This is a genomic window from Agrobacterium sp. 22-221-1, from assembly GCF_053522445.1.
In genome coordinates this window covers 432,404-449,501 of the sequence record NZ_JBNWCL010000002.1, presented here as the reverse complement: position 1 = coordinate 449,501, position 17,098 = coordinate 432,404, and the positions used below count along the sequence as shown (strand labels likewise).

Sequence of the window (17,098 nt, the reverse complement as noted above, 5' to 3'; positions counted from 1 at the left end):
GGAGAGGTTCTCATACCTGTTTGGCATTCGTCCAGCTCACCTTTTCGAAAACGCCCGCACCAGTTCCGCATCCTGCTGGAGATTGTCGAGCCATGTCGGGTCGAGTTTCGGCACGGAGGAGAACAGCAGTTTCGAATAGGGGTGGGAGGGCGATTTGATCGCTTCGGTTTCCAGATGCTCCACCTTCTGCCCGCCATACATCACGACAATCTCGTCGCAGATGGTTTCCACCACCGAAAGATCGTGGCTGATGAAGATGTAGGAGAGGTTCAACTCCCGCTGCAGTTCTCCGAGAAGATCGATGATCGCGGCCGCGACCACGGTATCGAGCGCCGAGGTGATTTCATCGCAGATGATGAGCGACGGTTCGGCGGCAAGTGCGCGGGCGAAATTGACGCGTTGTTTCTGCCCGCCGGAAAGGCCGGAAGGGTGGCGGTGACGCACCGAGCGCGGCAGCTTCACCATATCGAGAAGCTCATCGATCCGGGCGTCGCGCGCCTTGCCTTTCATGCCGTGATAGAAGGTCAGCGGCCGGCCGAGAATATCCTCGATGGGTTTCGACGGGTTGAGTGCGGTATCGGCATATTGGAACACGATCTGCATCCGGCGTAGCTGGTCGCCGGTTCGACGCCGTGCATCCGCATCCAGTTCCCGGCCTTCGAAGATGACATGGCCGCCGGCCGCCGGCAGAATGCCGGCGATGGCGCGCGCTAGCGTCGATTTTCCGCAACCGGATTCGCCGATGATGCCGAGATTACGACCGGGATAGACCGAAAGGCTGACACTATCCACCGCGCGCACCAGCGGCATTTTGTCTTCGCCCTTCGTTCCGTAACCGGCGATCAGCTTTTCGATATCCAGAAGCGGCGTTGCCTGCTCCTGTTTGGCGGGTGTGATGACACGCGCCTTGTCATGAAAGGCCGTCAGCAGTTCCTTCGTGTAGGGATGCTGGGCATTTTCGAGGATATCCGTGGTCGTGCCGGCTTCCTGAACCTCGCCGCCTTTCAGCACAACGATCCGGTCGGCGATCTGGGCGACGACGGCGAGATCATGCGAAACATAAACGCCGCCTATGCCGTTCTTGCGCATTGCCGATTTGAAGGCGCGCAGCACCTCGATCTGGGTCGTGACGTCGAGCGCGGTGGTCGGCTCGTCGAAGATCACCAGCTTCGGGTTGCCGATCAGCGCCATTGCGGCGGAGAGGCGCTGAAGCTGGCCGCCGGACACCTGATGCGGGTAACGCTCGCCGATGGTCTCGGGATTGGGCAGCGACAGCGCCTTGAAAAGTTCCACCGCCCGTGTGCGTGCTTCCTGCGGCGGCATCAGATGGTGGATGCGGGTGACTTCGATGACCTGATCGATGATCTTTTGCGCCGGGTTGAAGGCGGCGGCGGCGCTTTGCGGCACATAGGCCACTTTCGTACCGCGAACTTTGGCGCGTTCGGCCTCGGAAAGCTGCACCATGTCCTGGCCCGCCACCTTGACGCTGCCGCCGGAAATGCGGCAGCCCGGCCGGGCATAGCCCATCAGGGTCAGCGCGATGGTGGTCTTGCCGGAACCGCTTTCGCCGATCAGCGCGACGATCTCGCCATCGGCGATGTCGATGTCTACGCCTTTGATGATGTCGATACGGCGGCCGGAATCGGTGGTAGCCTCGACTTTCAGTCCACGGATTTCAACGAGATTGCTCATTATTCGCTCCTGTCGCGGATTTTCTGCGGCAGATTGTCGATCAGCAGGTTGACGCTGATCGTCAGGCTGGCAATGGCCAGCGACGGGAAGATGACGGCGGGGGCTGCAAACGGCAGGCCGCCGATGTTTTCACGCACCAGCGCGCCCCAGTCCGCATTCGGCGGCTGCAGGCCGAGGCCGAGGAAGGAGAGGCCCGACAGAAGCAGCACGATGAACACGAAGCGCACGCCAAGATCGGCCAGTACGGGCCGAACGATGTTCGGCAGGATTTCAGAGCCGATGAGGTAGAACAGGCTTTCGCCGCGCACCCGGGCGACGGTGACGAAATCCATGGTGTTGACATTGACGGCGAGCGCTCGGGCGAAACGATAGGCGCCCGGCGTATAGATGACCGAGAGCGTGATGATCAGCACCGGAATGGAAGAGCCGACGGCGGCGACGACCACGAGGCCGAAAAGCTTGCTCGGAATGGAATTCACCGCATCGAGAAACCGGCTGAGCGCCGCATCGAACCAGCCGCCGATGACGGCGGCGCACATGCCGAGCACGACGCCGGAGGTGCAGGCAATGGTGACGGCGGCGAGCGATATGCCGACCGTGAAACGCGCGCCCATGAGAATGCGGGAAAACACGTCGCGACCGAGATAATCGGAACCGAGCCAGAGATCGGAGGTCATCGGCCCGAAATAATCGAGATCGACGATTTCACCGACCGGATGCGGAATGAGATAGGGCGCGAAGATTGCGACCATGGCCCAGAAAAAAATGACGAGAAAGCCGAAAACGCCGACTGCGTTGATCTTGTAACCCAAACGCGAGGTCCCCGAAGTTGTTTTGATATTGTCGGCCATCAGCGCAGCCTCGGATTGGACATGATGGCGATGATATCCGCCGTCGTGATGAGGAGGAGATAACCGACGCAGAAGATCATCGCGCAGCTCTGGATCAGCGGCAGGTCGCGGGTTGCGACGCCATCGACCATCAGCTTGGCGATGCCGGGATAATTGAAGATCGTCTCGACGATGATGACGCCGCCGACGAGATAGGAAAGCGAAAGGGCCACCGCATTGACGATGGGGCCGAGCGCATTGGGAAGCGCATGGCGAAGCACGATGCGCATGCGCGGCGCGCCCTTCAATAGCGCCATTTCCACATAGGGCGTATCGAGCGTCTCGATGACGGCGGCGCGGCTCATGCGGATCATCTGTGCGGAAACGACGAAGGTCAGCGTGATGACCGGCATGGCATAGACCCGCAGCACATCGAAAAGCGTGTGAACTTCGCTGACCAGCGACAGCGCCGGAAGCCATTTCAGATAGACGGCGAAAAGCAGCACGGCGAGTGTGGCGATCATGAATTCCGGCACCGAGATGACGCCGATGGTCAGCACGGTGACGGCCCGGTCATAAAGCGTTCCGCGCAACATGGCGGAGCTGATGCCGAGGGTGAGCGCCAGCGGCACGGCGATGATGGTGGTAATGCCGGCAAGCTTCATGGAGTTGACGAAGCGCGGACCGATAAGATCGGCAATCGCCATGTTGTTGGCGTAGGACGTGCCGAGTTCGCCCTGCAGCAGGCCGAGAAGCCAGCGGACGAAACGCAGGAGGGCGGGGTCGTCGAGATGCATGGCTGTGCGCAGGCCGGCCACGGCCTCCGGCGTCGCCGCCTGGCCAAGAAGAATCGTCGCCGTGTCGCCGGGCAGCAGGCTGGTAGCGGAAAAGACGATAAACGACACGATAAGCAGCGTCGTCAGCATGACGACCAGCCGCCTGGCGATAAGGGATAATATCCGGCTGTTCATTCACATGCTCCTGCGACGTGCCTGATTGTGGAGGCTTTCCGCAACGACGGAAAGGCTGCCGGGCGCATTTTCGCGCCCGGCTCCATGGTCTATCAGGCTTCGAGCCAGACGTATTCCGCAAAGGCATAACCCATCATGCCGCCGAGCGGATTGGCTTCCAGCCCCTTCAGCTTGGAGGTGATGGCGTCGACGTTCGAAATATAGGCGGGAATGATAGTGCCGGCTTCGTCGGCGATCATCGTTTCCAGTTCGAAGTAGATCTGCTTGCGCTTGTCCATATCGAGCATGCCGCGTGCTTCGAGCATCAGCTTGTCGAATTTCGGCGACTTGTACTGGCTTTCGTTCCACGGTGCGTCGGAAGCGTAGAGCAGGGAGAAAAGGATGTCCGGTGTCGGGCGCGGGTTGATGTTGCCGAAATGGACCGGCGCCTTCAGCCAGTAATTGCTCCAGTAGCCGTCCGAAGGCACGCGCTGCACATCCAGCTTGACGCCGATTTCGGCGGCGGAAGCCTGGATAATCATCGCCATGTCGACGGAAGAGCTTGCCGCATCCGATGCGATGACCGGAATGGACTGGCCGATGAGGCCGGCTTTTTCAAAGTGGAATTTCGCCTTGTCCGGATCGAAGGCTTTCGGCTTCAGCTCCGGATTGTGGTAGGGGTTCATCGGCGGAACCGGCTGGTCGTTGCCGACTTCACCCAGACCGCGCAGCGCCGCCTTGACGATCTGCTCGCGATTGACGATCGACTTCATGCCGGCGATGAAATCGGCATTGTTGCCCGGCGCCTGGTCGAGACGCATGTTGAGGTTGGTGTAGTTTCCGGATGTCGTCTTGGAAAGAACGACACCGTCCTGCTTGTCGAGCAGGCGCAGCGCACGCGGGTTGATGGAGGCCGCGAGCTGGATGTCGCCGGAAAGAAGCGCGTTCACGCGGGCATTGTCGTCCGAGATCGCGAAGAACTCGAAGCTGTCCACATGCGGCCCGCCCGATTTCCAGTAATTGGTGTTCTTGGCCATGATCGAGCGCACACCCGGCTCGAATTTTTCGATCTTGAAGGCGCCCGTGCCGTTGCCCTTGGAAAAATCGGTCGTGCCGTCGGCGACGATCATGAAATGGTGCATGGCAAGGATCGTCGGCAGGTCGGCATTGGCGCTGGCCAGCGTGATTTCGACGGTGCTCTTGTCGACAGCCTTGAAGCCGGTCATCTGGGCGGCGATCTTGGCGACCTTGGAGCCGACGGCCGGATCGAGATGGCGCTTCAGCGAATAGACCACGTCATCGGCGGTCAGCGACTTGCCGTCATGGAAGGTGACGCCGGAACGCAGCTTCACCGTCCAGGTCTTGGCGTCCTTGGATTCGATCGACTCGGCCAGCTCCATCTGTGGCGTGCCCGAAGCATCGAGGAAGCTCAGGCGGTTATAGAGCGCGCAGCAACGGACGTAGTCCGTCGACAGCGAAGCCTTCGCCGGATCGAGCGTATCGGCGGTGGAGGAGGACCAGCCGGCAGCTTTCAGCGTGCCGCCGGATACTGGCGTTGCGGCCACGGCGCCAGAGGCGCGGCCGAGGATGGCCGAACCGGCGGAAAGGGCGACGCCACCCGCCAGCAGCATGTGAAGCAGCTCACGCCGCGTTGCGCCGCGCCGGATCGCCTGTTCAACGGCGGCATCGTCGGAGCGGGTCCAGTTTGTAATCCTGTCACTCATGGTCTTCCCCTTTTGTATGATTTGTTGAAATGCGTCTGAAGAAATTTCCGGCATGCCGCATCCCAGTTCGCGGCACGCCATTGGCGGGGCGGCTCAGCCGCCCGTCTGTTTCACTGCTTCGGCAAGGCCGGCCATGGAGGTGAAGTGGTAGTCCGGCTCGGTAAAGTTTTCCGGCTCGATCGTACCGCCATATCCTTTCTGGGCGTGGCGACGCTCGATCCAGCAATTGGTCATGCCCAGTTTCCGGGAAATGCCGATATCGTGGTACTGGCTTTGCGCGACGTGCAGAATGTCGTCCTTCGATGCGCCTTCGCTTTCCACAAAGGCAAAGACCTTTTCGAAGAAGGCGGGATCGGGTTTTTCGGTGCCGGTGTCATCCGCCGTGAAAGCGGCATGAAAGGGATTGCCGAGTTCCTTCGAGAAATATTCGAAGGCCCAGCGCTGGGCGTTGGTCATGGCGATGAGGCGATGCGTCTTGGCAAGCTCGGCCATGGCGGCGCGGCTGTCTTCAAAGCCTTTCCAGCTTTTTGCCGCATCGCGCAGGCGTTCACCGAATGCGCGTTCCGCCGGCAGGCCGAGTTCGGGAGCGATGATCAGGTATACGCGGACGAGGTCATCCGGAAACAGGTCGGTCGCGTCGGAATAACGGGCCGCGCGGTAAAGCGCGAGCGCCTTTTCACCATCGACCTCCACGCCGTTTTCCGCGCCGATTGCGGCCAGCGTCGATTTCAGGCCGCCTTCGAAATCGATGAGGGTCCCCACCACGTCGAAGCTCATATATTTGAAGTCGCTCAGTTTTTTGGGCAATGTCGGTCTCCGCTTTGCCGCCTTAAGCCTCTTGGGGAGCCTGCGGCAGATTATTCTGTTCCCGGACGGGATCCTTGCCCCGTTCCCATTTGCGATTACGCCCTTTTTTATGGCGTTTAGTGCCGTTTGCATTAATAGTTTGGCACTTTCGGCACGCCGGATTCGCCGAAATGGATCGGCTCTTCGGCAGAATATTGCGAATATGCGGTGCATTGCGACATTTCGAGAGGGTGCCGCAACGCCACCCGGCTATCGCCTCAGGCCATGGCGGCCCGTACAGCGGGGTCTTCGAGCGTCTGGTCGAGGGTCTTCAGCGTCCGCTCGATGATGGCGTCGATCTCGCTGTCGGTGCAGCAGAGCGGCGGCGCGTAACCCAGAATACCGTTCGCAAAGGCGCGCACGATCAGGCCGTTTTCCCAGGCGCGGTCGAAAACCTTGCGTGCGGGGGCCGCAGCGGCCGGCAGCGGGGTCTTTTTGTCCTTGTCGGTCACGAGTTCGACGGCGGCGAGCATGCCGCGTCCGCGGACATCACCGACCAGCGGATGGCTTCTCAGGCTCTCAAGCCCCGCCATCAGCCTTTGACCGGCGCGGCGGCCGTTTTCCAGCAGCCCGCCCTCGTAAAGTTTCAGCACTTCGAGGCCGACGGCGGCGCTGACGGGATGGGCGGAATAGGTGTAGCCATGCCCGATTGCGGCCTCGCCTGCGAAGTCGGCTATTGTATCATAGACGTGGTCCGCCATGAAGACGGCGCCCATCGGCACGTAGCCCGAGGTGAGGCCCTTGGCGGTGGTGATGAAGTCCGGCACGATATCTTCGTCGGCACAGGCAAACAGCGGCCCCGTGCGGCCAAAGCCGGTGATGACCTCGTCGGCGACGAAAAGGATGCCATAGGACCGGCAGAGGTCGCGCATGGCCTTGATCCAGCCGGGAGGCGGCACGAGAACCCCGCCGGAACCCTGGATCGGCTCCGCATAGAAGGCGGCGACGCGGTCTGGACCGATCGTCTCGATCTTGTCCTTCAGGATTTGCAGGGAGGATGCGATGATAGCGGCCGGGTCGCTTCCCACCGGGTTACGGTAGGCGTAGTGCGACGGGATTTTGTGCTGCCAGTCGTAGGGCACGCCGAAACCGGCATGGAAAGCGGGCAGGGCGGTGAGGCCCGAACCGGCGGTGGTGGAGCCGTGATAACCCTGTTCGATGGAGATGAACTGGTCGCGCTGCGGCTGGCCCTTGGCATGCCAGTAATAGCGGATGAACCGAATGGTGCTGTCCACCGCATCGGAACCGCCAAGCGTGAAATAGACGTGGTTGAGATCGCCCGGCGCGCGGTCGGCAAGTTCCGAGGCCAGCCGGATGGCCGGTTCGCTGCCAATGTCGAAATAGGCCGTCGCATAGGGCAATTCCCGCATCTGCTTTGCCGCCGCCTCGACGATGCTGTCATGGCCGTAACCGGCATTGACGCACCACAGGCCGGCAAAACCGTCGATGAGCTGATGGCCGGTAATATCGGTGACGGTGGCGCCGCGTGCCGATTGCAGCACCCGCACGCCCAGCTTCTCATGGCCGCGGAAGGAGGAGACAGGGTGCACCAGATGGGCGCGATCCAGTTCGATCAGTGAATTGCTTAACATGGGGTCTCTCCGGATTCAGCCCAGCGCCTGGCTGGTCAATGCGAATGTTTTCAGTTTTTTGTCAGCGGGGATTTCGGTTTTCGACCGGCGCATGGCGATGCCGCCGCCGACATGGCCAAGACCGCGTTCGGCAAGCCAGGGGGCAAGGCCCGTATCGGTTGTGGTGTCCACACGAAGGAATGCGCCGGGACGTTCAGAAAACACGAATGCGATCAGATTTTTCGCGATTTCAGCATTTTCCGCGACGACCGGGCCGATGACTTCGCCACGCCCGAAGGCGCGAAGTGCTGCAAAGCCCTTGATGACCCCTTGGTCCTGCACGAGTGCGAAACGCGCCCTGTCGGCAAGTACTGCAAAGAGGGCAGTACGATCCGCACCGAAAGCCTGCGCATCGAGCGCGGCGAGTTCGGCCGGATCAATGGTTTCCGCCCAGGTGACACCTTCCGGCCTGTCGGTCGTGGCCGGAATGCCCTGATGCTGGAGCACTTCGCCGCAGGCGGCGAAGCCCAGTTTTTCATAAAGGGGCAGACCGTCGGCCGTGGCTACAAGACGGCACTCGCGATTTTCTGCTGCGTCCATTGCCGCGCCCATCAGCTGGCGTCCTAGGCCGCGGCCGCGCATGCTCTCGTCCACGATCACCATATTGACGGTGGCGCAGGTGTCTCCGAGAATCGTCGCCATGGCGGTTCCGACGACACGCCCGTTTTCCAGGGCGACGAAACCCTTGCTCAGGGAAAGGACCAGCGCCCAGTCTTCTTTCCGGTGCGGCCAGCCGGCCTGGCGGGAAAGTTCAACAGCCGCGTCGAGGTGGTCCGGTTGAAACGTTTGGATATCGATCAGGCTCGCCTGCATGCCGGAACTCCGTTTTTCTGCTTATTCATTGATAGACCGATGCCGAAAGAAGATTGTCCCGACAAATGGGAAGGTTCGATATGTTTCGCTGTTGCTTTTATCCGCCGCCGCATCTTATGCCGCATCTTGTCCGCACCCGGCCGTAAACCGGGGACCGGCGGCGGCTTCCGGTTTGCCTCGACGCAACTCTCTGCCAAACTGGCGGCTGCATACGCAACAATCTGCTTCCGCGAATGGCAATTGCGGTGCGTCGACCGGGCAAAGGCTTTCTATGATCAATTCATTCCGGCACGGCCGATCCCCAAGCAAGGATGACGACGACATGACCATCTTCCGCCCGAAATACATCTCCTTCGATTGCTACGGCACGCTGATCAATTTCCAGATGGCAGAGGCCGCCCGCGATCTTTATGGCGATCGTCTCGATGAAGCGCAGATGCAGCAGTTCATCAAGAATTTTGCGGCCTATCGTCTGGATGAGATCATGGGCGACTGGAAGCCCTATGCCCAGGTGGTTCACAATTCGCTTTCGCGCAGCTGCAAGCGCAATGGCGTGGCCTTCAAGGATGAAGATGCCACCTTCGTTTACGAGCGCGTTCCGACCTGGGGCCCGCATGCCGATGTTCCGGCCGGCCTTGCCAAGGTTGCGAAGGAAATTCCCCTCGTCATCCTGTCCAACGCCATGAATTCGCAGATCATGTCGAATGTCGAAAAGCTCGGTGCGCCCTTCCACGCTGTCTATACGGCTGAGCAGGCGCAGGCCTACAAGCCGCGCTTCAAGGCTTTCGAATATATGTTCGACATGCTGGGCTGCGGTCCGGAAGACATGCTGCATGTTTCCTCCTCGTTCCGTTACGACCTGATGTCGGCCCATGATCTCGGCATCAAGAACAAGGTCTGGGTCAATCGTGGTCACGAGCCCGCAAATCCCTATTACGGTTATGTCGAAATCGCCGATATTTCCGGCCTGGCAGGCGTGGTTGGGTTGTAAGGAAAGGTCGGGACCATGAAGTTCGTCTCCTATTGGCACGATACCGCGCCGCAATTTTCAGGTGCCGCGCAAGGTCCCGTCGAAGGTCATTACGATGTCGCCGTCATCGGTGGAGGTTTCACCGGTCTCGGTGCCGCGCGCCAGCTGGCCAAGGCCGGCGCGCGGGTGGTCGTTCTTGAAGGGGAGCGGGTCGGCTGGGGCGCCTCCGGCCGCAATGGCGGACATCTCAACAATGGTCTTGCCCATTCCTATCTCTCCGCCAAGGCCGAGCTTGGCAAGGAGCGCGCGATCGCCCTCTACAGGGCGCTCGATTCCTCCATCGATACGCTGGAGGGCCTGATCGCTGAGGAAGGCATCGATTGCAACTTCCGCCGCTCGGGCAAGCTGAAGCTCGCCTCCAAACCGCAGCATTTCGAAGGTCTGGCGAAGAATTTCGAGGCGCTGCATGCCGAGGTCGATCCCGACACGGCGCTTCTTTCCGCGGCCGATCTCAAGGCGGAGATCGGCTCGCCCTTTTATGGCGCCATGCTCTCGAAGAAGAGCGCGATGATGCATATGGGCCGCTATGTGGCCGGCCTTGCCGAAGCCGCCAGCCGTCATGGCGCGGTGATTTTCGAAAATGCGGCGGTGACGAAGCACATCCAGAACGGCAGGACCCATGAACTGGAAACCTCGCGCGGCAAGGTGACGGCCGACAATGTTCTGGTGGCGACCGGCGCTTACACGCCGTCCGGCTTCGGTTATTTCCGTCGCCGCATCATCGCCGTCGGCAGTTTCATCATCGCCACGCGGCCGCTGACGGATGCGGAGGTTCAGGCTTCGGTTCCGGGCAACCGCACCTATGTCAACTCCATGAATATCGGCAATTATTTCCGGCTCGCGCCGGATAACCGGCTGATCTTCGGCGGCCGTGCACGCTTTTCCGCCACGTCGGACCAGCGTTCGGACGCCAAAAGCGGTGCGATCCTGACGGAAAGCCTGCATCGCATCTTCCCGCAGCTTTCGCATGTGCCGATCGATTATTGCTGGGGCGGTCTGGTGGATATGACCAAGGATCGTTATCCGCGCGCTGGTTTCCATGACGGCGTCTGGTACGCCATGGGCTATTCCGGCCACGGTGCGCAGCTTTCCACCCATCTCGGCATGATCATGGCCGACGCCATTCTCGGACGGCCGGACAACAACCCGCTGAAGGGACTGGAATGGCCGGCGGTGCCGGGTCATTTCGGCAAGCCGTGGTTCCTGCCGCTGGTGGGCTTCTATTACAAGATGCTGGACAAGATTCAGTAGAAGTCGGGGGCGACGCTGAGAGGCCGCTTCCACACTCGACGTCATCCTCGGGCTTGACCCGAGGATCCACGGCCGCGCGAAGAATGGATCCTCGGGTCAAGCCCGAGGATGACGGAGGAGAGGGGCATCTCCATATCCCAGCGGCCTCCAGGCCGCTTTTTTATTGCCTCCACACAAAAAGAAGGGCCGCAGAGCGGCCCTTTAGGCGGGGAGAAGGAAGCGGGCTCAGGAAAGCCCGCCAATATGAAACGTCTTGATCTCCAGATATTCCTCGATGCCGACCTGTGCGCCCTCACGGCCGAGGCCGGATTGTTTGACGCCGCCGAAGGGGGCGACTTCGGTGGAGATCGCACCGGTGTTGAGGCCGACCATGCCGAATTCCAGCGCCTCGCCCACGCGCCATGCGCGTTTCAGGCTTTCGGTATAGAAATAGGCGGCGAGGCCGAAGGGCGTGCCGTTGGCGATGGCGATGGCTTCTTCTTCCGTCTCGAAACGGAAGAGCGGTGCCACCGGTCCGAAGGTTTCTTCGCTTGCCAGCCGCATCCCGGTCGTGGCGCCGGTCAGCACCACGGGGGCGGTATATTGCGGACCTTCCGGCAGATCATGCGGCCTGGTGATGATCTTCGCGCCCTTGGAGACTGCGTCATCGATATGGGCGCGGATCTTGGCGATGGCCGGCTCGTTGATCATCGGGCCGATGGAAACGCCTGCCTCGGTTCCGGGTCCGACCCGCATGGCGTCGACGCGATCCGCCAGTTTTTTCGCAAAGGCGTCATAAACGCTCGACTGCACGAGAATGCGGTTGGCGCAAACGCAGGTCTGGCCGCCATTGCGGAATTTCGAAACCAGAGCGCCTTCGATGGCGAGATCGAGATCGGCATCGTCGAACACGATGAAGGGCGCATTGCCGCCCAGTTCCAGCGACAGGCGCTTGACGCTGTCGGCAGCGCCGCGCATCAAAAGCGAACCGACACGGGTGGAGCCGGTGAAAGAAATTTTCCGAACCGTCTCGTTGGCCATGATTTCATTGCCGATTTCCGTCGGCATGCCGGTGACGATGTTGATGACGCCGGCGGGAATGCCGGCCCGTTCGGCGAGCACGCCGAGCGCCAGCGCCGAATAGGGCGTGAATTCCGAAGGCTTGATGACCACAGTGCAGCCGGCGGCAAGTGCTGGCGCGACCTTGCGGGTGATCATGGCGTTCGGAAAGTTCCAGGGCGTGATGATGCCGCAGACGCCGACTGCTTCTTTCAGCACCACGATACGCCGATCCGGCGTCGGTGAAGGAATGGTGCTGCCGCCGATACGACGAGCCTCTTCCGCGAACCATTTGACGAAGGACGCGCCGTAGCGAATTTCGCCCTTCGCTTCATCGAGAGGCTTGCCCTGTTCGGTGGTCAGGATCAGGCCGAGATCGTCGACATTGTCGATCATCAGCGCGAACCATTTTTCCAGAAGCGCTGCGCGCTCCGCGTGGGTTTTCTTTTTCCACGGCCCGAAGGCGGCGTTGGCGGCTTCGATGGCCGCGCGGGTTTCCGCGCCGCCCATATCCGGCACGGTGCCGATGACCGCCTGCGTCGCCGGGTCGATCACGTCGACCGCCTTGCCCGATGCCGCCGCCTTCCACGCCCCGCCGATCAAGCCCGTCTGGCGAAAGAGTTCCTTGTCCTTCAAGCCCTGCATCATAATTCTCCGAAATCAGTCGAGCGCCGCAAGAACTGCGGCGGTGATGGCGTCTGTCTTGTCCTTGCCCGGCACCGTGCCGATACCCCGGCCGGTCGCCGTTTCCAGCGCCGTCATGATACGCACGGCCGCGTCTTTTTCACCGAGATGCTCGAGCATCATCGCGCCGGACCAGATGGCGGCGATGGGGTTGGCGATGCCGAGATGGGCGATATCCGGGGCCGAACCGTGCACCGGCTCGAACATCGAAGGCGCGCTGCGGTCAGGATTGATATTGGCGGAGGCGGCAAAACCGAGGCCGCCCTGAATGGCTGCGCCGAGATCGGTCAGAATATCGCCGAAGAGGTTGGAGGCGACGACGACATCGAGGCTTTCCGGGGCCATAACCATGCGGGCCGCCATGGCGTCGATGTGATAGCTGGAAACCTCGACGTCGGGATATTCGGCTGCGAGCTTGTGGGTCACCTCGTCCCAGAACACCATCGAATATTTCTGGGCATTGGACTTGGTGATGGAGGCGAGCTTGCCGCGACGCTTCTGCGCCTGTTCGAAGCCGAAGCGCAGGATGCGCTCCACACCCTTGCGGGTGAAGATCGAGGTTTCGACGGCAACTTCGTCATCGGTGCCCTGATGCACGCGGCCACCGGCGCCGGAATATTCACCCTCCGTGTTTTCACGGATGCAGAGAATGTCGAAGCCATCGGCCTTCAAAGGTCCCTGCACGCCGGGCAGAAGCCGGTGCGGGCGGATATTGGCATATTGCACGAAGGCCTTGCGGATCGGCAGCAGCAGGCCGTGCAGCGAGACGGAGTCCGGCACTTCCGCCGGCCAGCCGACTGCACCGAGCAGAATGGCGTCGAAGCCGCGCAGTGTTTCGATACCGTCCTTGGGCATCATCGCGCCGGTTTCCTTGTAGAAGGCGCAGGACCAGGGGAATTCCGTTCCTTCAAGCGCAAAACCGGAGCTTTCAGCGGCGGCGTTGAGCACCTGCCATGCGGCGTCCGTCACGCTTTTGCCGATGCCGTCTCCGGGAATGAGTGCGATGCGATGCGTTTTCAAGACATTTCCCCTGTTACAGTCCGATAAGGACGCTTTTGCTCTTGCGGTTGGCGAGATAGGCCTCGCGTCCAAGATCCTTGCCGATGCCGGAGCGTTTGTAACCGCCGGTCGGCAATATGTGGTCGCGTGAGCGGCCATAACGGTTGACCCAGATCGTGCCCGCCTGGATGGCGCGCGACAGGCGCATGACGCGCGAGACGTCACGGCTGAAAAGACCCGCCGCCAGACCGTAGGTCGGATGGTCGGAAAGCGCCAGAGCCTCTTCTTCCGTGCGGAAGGTCTGCAGCGTCAGCACCGGCCCGAAGATTTCCTCGGTGACGGCAGGGGAGGTCTGGTCGACATTGGCGATCAGCGTCGGCTGATAGAAATAGCCGGGACCGTCCATGATCGCGCCGCCCGTCAGGCATTCGCCGCCATGGGCGACCGCCGCCTGCACGATGCCGTCGATGCGCTTGCGCTGCACCTCGGAGATGATCGGCGAATATTGCGTCGTCTCGTCCCAGGTCGGGCCGGGCTTCACTGCCTTCATGCGGGCGATGATGGCAGTGGAAAGGGCATCCGCCGCACTTTCCTCGACGATGATGCGCGAGCCCGCCACACAGGCCTGCCCGGCATTGGAGAGGATATTGCTGGCGATGGCCGCTGCCGCCTTCTCGATATCGGCATCGGCGAAGACGATTTGCGGACTCTTGCCGCCGAGTTCCAGCGTCATGGGCTTGATGCCGGTGCGGGCAATGTTGGCCATGATGGCGGCGCCCGCGGCGGTGGAGCCGGTGAAGCTGACCTTCGAAATTTCGGGATGGCCGGTGATGGCATTGCCGGTCACGGGCCCGTCGCCCAGCACGATGTTGATGAGACCTGCCGGCAATCCGGCCTTGATCGCCAGCTGCGCCATGAAGATGCTGGAGAAGGGCGTCATTTCCGATGGTTTCAACACCACGGCGTTGCCTGCCGCGAGCGCCGGGCCGAGCTTCCAGCCGGCCATGGAGACGGGGAAATTCCACGGCGTGATGGCGCCGACGACGCCATAGGGTTCGGTCATGATCATGCCGAGGCTTGCATCGTCGGTCGGCACCAGATCGCCGCCTTCCTTGTCGGCAAACTCGGCGAAGAAGCGGATCTGTTCGGCGGTGACGGCGATATCGCCGGCGATCAGCTGGCCTACCGGCCGCGTCGAAGAGAGAGCCTCGATTTTCGCCAGCGTCTCGGCTTCCTGTTCGATCAGGTCGGCCCAGCGCTGCAAGACCTTTGTGCGCTCGCGCGGGCGTACGCCGCCCCAGTTGCTGCTCTTCAACGCGGCCTTGGCAGTCTGCACAGCCTCATCGACCAGCGCCGCATCCGCCTTGGGGCAGCCGGCATATTCGATGCCGTCCGAAGGGCGGTGCATGTCGATGCCGTTTGCCGCCGGAACCAGCCGGTCGCCGATGAAGTGGCCGATCGGCAGGGATAAGCTGTCTGGATCGAAGCTGAGCGTCATGTGGAATCCTCTTTGGATATGCCCCAACGCTAATCCCTGATGGCAAGCAGCATCGACCGACTGCGGCGCGGGCGGTGAATGAAAATCCTGTTTTGCCACCGGCAGACAGCGCAATCTTCGGCGGCCGGTATATGCCGCAGGTCAAACGCCGTAGCGGGCGCTTATCCGGTCGAAAATCCCCGCCATCCGCTCGCTAAGGGGGCGGGGATCATCGCCCTCGTTTTCGACCGCTTCAAACACCCGGTGTTTCAGGAAGAAGCGCCATCCCACGGGCGATTTTTGCAGGAATTGTGTCAGAAGATCATAACGTTCCGGGGTCCAGACCGCCTCGAAGGCGAGCCGCTCCGGTCCGTAGCTGATGATATCGTCCGTCTTCCGGCGCGGCGCGGCGCGCAGGGCAGCCGTCGCCTCCTCATCGATCTCGTCACCGATGAGCGCCACCCCATAGTGTCTTGCAGCATTTTCTGCCGAGACCGCACCACGCCGCACATCGCGCAGCACGGCCTGCGGCGGGCGCGTGAAGGGGTCGCCGTAACCGCCGGCTCCCGGCCCTATGACACGAATGACATCGCCCGGACCGCAATGAACGATATCGGTATTGCCGAGCGAGATTTCGCCCTCGGTATCGGGATTGCGGAGGAAGCGGGAAATCAGCCCCGGACCTGCGCCATTGACACCCCAGCTCGCCATCACCGAACGGTTGCGGTTGCGGGCTGTGACCACCGTTTCCGGTGACGATATTTCAAACTCCATGACAGCCGAAAGCCCGCCGCGAAAACGGCCCGCCCCGCCGGTGTCGCGTTGCAGCCCATAACGGCGGAAAAGGATTGGTACTTCCGCTTCGCTGATTTCAATCGGCGTGTTGCGCAGAAAACCGGTGGCGCCGCCCGCGCCGTCGCTGCCGTCGCAGAAGGGCGTGCCGCCGCCGCCGCCGCCAACCGGGCCTATGGAGGCCATGACCGGGCGGCCGTTCCTGTCGCTGGTCTTGATGTTCATGATCGCGTTTCCGCCGGGTGAGGCGGCGGGAATAAGCTCCGGCAGCGCCTTTGCAAAAGCGCCGATGGTGACGATCTGGGTCATGGCGCAGGTCAGCGAACGCATGCCGACGGCGGCCGGGCGCTGGCAATTGACGATCGTGCCTTCCGGCAGCACGGCCCGCGCCGGGCGTAGCGTGCCGGCATTCAGGAGCAGGCTGTTATCGAGCGTATAAAGCACATAGGTCAGGCCGACCATGACGAGTGAATGCCGCTCGCGGCCGCCGGTCGGCATGTTCAGCGACGAGCCGAGCTGCGGGTCGCTGCCGGTGTAATCGAGGATGGCTTCGCCGCCGCGGATTTTCAGCGTCAGCGCCACGCGGCATGGCCGGCCGCCGACGGAATCCTCATCGGCATAATCGGCAAAGAAATAGTCGCCATCGGGCACCCGGGTGAGGATTTGCCGGGTCTGCTCTTCCGCATAGTCGAAAATCTGGCGCACACCGTCCAGAAAATCGTCAAAGCCGAAGCGGGCGATGATCTCCTGCATCTTGCGTTCGCCGATATTGACGGAGGCGATCTGGGCGTGGAGGTCGCCGATATTCTGTTCCGGCATGCGGACATTGGCCTTCATCATGTCGATGATGAAGGGATCGAGCCTGCCTTTGCGAACGAGCTTGACCGGCGGAATGCGCAGGCCTTCCTGCTCGATTTCGGAAAGCGAGCGGGACAATGAGGCGGGAACCGCGCCGCCGACATCGGTATTGTGGATGTGCCCGACCACGAAACAGGCAATTTTGCCCTCATGGAAGACCGGTTTCCAGATGTGGATATCTGGAGAGTGAGTGGCGACGAAACCGCTATAGGGATCGTTGGTGATGCAGATATCGCCCTCTTCATACTCATCGAACATGGAAAGCAGCGGCGCGTAATCGATGCCGCTATACCAGGGCGCGCCGAATTGCCGGGGATTGGCGAAGGCCAGCCCCTCACGCGTCACCACCTGACAGGAAAAATCCTCGGTTTCCTTGACGAAGGCGGAATGGGCGGTGCGCATCAGCGTAAAGGCCATGGCATCGGCGGCGGCCGAGCAGAAATTGGCGAGCACCTTGAGATTGCGGCGATCGATGGTCATGGG

General features: G+C 61.5%; 14 protein-coding genes. 3 read left to right on the top strand and 11 right to left on the bottom strand.

Annotated features, from left to right (window positions below):
- Positions 1-36: 36 nt before the first annotated feature.
- The 7 genes from ACQZ5N_RS05500 to ACQZ5N_RS05470 all read right to left on the bottom strand — a co-directional run bounded on the left by ACQZ5N_RS05500 (position 37) and on the right by ACQZ5N_RS05470 (position 8,486).
- On the bottom strand, positions 37-1,692 hold the full coding sequence (locus ACQZ5N_RS05500; protein WP_448732340.1) for an ABC transporter ATP-binding protein: 1,656 nt from the start codon (positions 1,690-1,692) through the stop codon (positions 37-39).
- Positions 1,692-2,543, bottom strand: a complete 852-nt coding sequence (locus ACQZ5N_RS05495; RefSeq protein ID WP_059753371.1) for an ABC transporter permease — start codon at positions 2,541-2,543, stop codon at positions 1,692-1,694. The genes ACQZ5N_RS05500 and ACQZ5N_RS05495 overlap by 1 nt, the downstream gene beginning before the upstream one ends.
- Entirely contained in the window at positions 2,543-3,493 is a 951-nt protein-coding gene (locus ACQZ5N_RS05490; protein WP_003524664.1) for an ABC transporter permease, read from the bottom strand. Before ACQZ5N_RS05490 ends, ACQZ5N_RS05495 begins: the two co-directional genes overlap by 1 nt.
- Positions 3,494-3,585: 92 nt before the next feature.
- Positions 3,586-5,196 (bottom strand): ABC transporter substrate-binding protein, encoded by a 1,611-nt coding sequence (locus ACQZ5N_RS05485; protein ID WP_448732339.1) that lies wholly within the window; start codon positions 5,194-5,196, stop codon positions 3,586-3,588.
- A gap of 93 nt (positions 5,197-5,289) precedes the next feature.
- Positions 5,290-6,003 (bottom strand): HAD-IA family hydrolase, encoded by a 714-nt coding sequence (locus ACQZ5N_RS05480; RefSeq protein WP_003524662.1) that lies wholly within the window; start codon positions 6,001-6,003, stop codon positions 5,290-5,292.
- Positions 6,004-6,260: 257 nt separating this feature from the next.
- Positions 6,261-7,634: an aminotransferase class III-fold pyridoxal phosphate-dependent enzyme gene (locus ACQZ5N_RS05475; protein WP_448732338.1), complete on the bottom strand. Its 1,374-nt coding sequence runs from the start codon at positions 7,632-7,634 to the stop codon at positions 6,261-6,263.
- Between the two features lie 15 nt (positions 7,635-7,649).
- Positions 7,650-8,486 (bottom strand): GNAT family N-acetyltransferase, encoded by an 837-nt coding sequence (locus ACQZ5N_RS05470; protein ID WP_448732337.1) that lies wholly within the window; start codon positions 8,484-8,486, stop codon positions 7,650-7,652.
- On the opposite strand from ACQZ5N_RS05470, the gene ACQZ5N_RS05465 reads away from it, so the two are divergent.
- Genes ACQZ5N_RS05465 through ACQZ5N_RS05455 form a run of 3 tightly spaced genes read left to right on the top strand, consistent with a single transcriptional unit; the run spans position 8,451 to position 10,767 of the window.
- Positions 8,451-8,801 carry a hypothetical protein gene (locus ACQZ5N_RS05465; RefSeq protein ID WP_137004789.1) on the top strand — a complete coding sequence of 117 codons (351 nt, stop codon included), beginning with the start codon at positions 8,451-8,453 and terminating at the stop codon, positions 8,799-8,801. The genes ACQZ5N_RS05470 and ACQZ5N_RS05465 overlap by 36 nt on opposite strands.
- 7 nt (positions 8,802-8,808) lie before the next feature.
- Positions 8,809-9,477, top strand: a complete 669-nt coding sequence (locus ACQZ5N_RS05460; protein ID WP_035221404.1) for a haloacid dehalogenase type II — start codon at positions 8,809-8,811, stop codon at positions 9,475-9,477.
- A 15-nt stretch (positions 9,478-9,492) separates the two neighbouring features.
- A complete protein-coding gene (locus ACQZ5N_RS05455; protein WP_448732336.1) occupies positions 9,493-10,767 on the top strand; it encodes an NAD(P)/FAD-dependent oxidoreductase in 1,275 nt (424 codons plus the stop codon).
- A 225-nt stretch (positions 10,768-10,992) separates the two neighbouring features.
- Here ACQZ5N_RS05455 and ACQZ5N_RS05450 read toward each other — a convergent pair whose 3' ends face one another.
- From ACQZ5N_RS05450 to ACQZ5N_RS05435, 4 genes are all read right to left on the bottom strand, one after another.
- A complete protein-coding gene (locus tag ACQZ5N_RS05450) occupies positions 10,993-12,450 on the bottom strand; it encodes an NAD-dependent succinate-semialdehyde dehydrogenase (protein WP_448732335.1) in 1,458 nt (485 codons plus the stop codon).
- Between the two features lie 15 nt (positions 12,451-12,465).
- Positions 12,466-13,509: a tartrate dehydrogenase gene (locus ACQZ5N_RS05445; RefSeq protein WP_448732334.1), complete on the bottom strand. Its 1,044-nt coding sequence runs from the start codon at positions 13,507-13,509 to the stop codon at positions 12,466-12,468.
- A gap of 13 nt (positions 13,510-13,522) precedes the next feature.
- Positions 13,523-14,986, bottom strand: coding sequence for an aldehyde dehydrogenase family protein (locus ACQZ5N_RS05440; protein WP_448732333.1), 1,464 nt, complete (start codon positions 14,984-14,986; stop codon positions 13,523-13,525).
- Positions 14,987-15,127: 141 nt separating this feature from the next.
- Positions 15,128-17,095, bottom strand: a complete 1,968-nt coding sequence (locus tag ACQZ5N_RS05435; protein WP_448732332.1) for a hydantoinase B/oxoprolinase family protein — start codon at positions 17,093-17,095, stop codon at positions 15,128-15,130.
- Between the last annotated feature and the right edge of the window lie 3 nt (positions 17,096-17,098).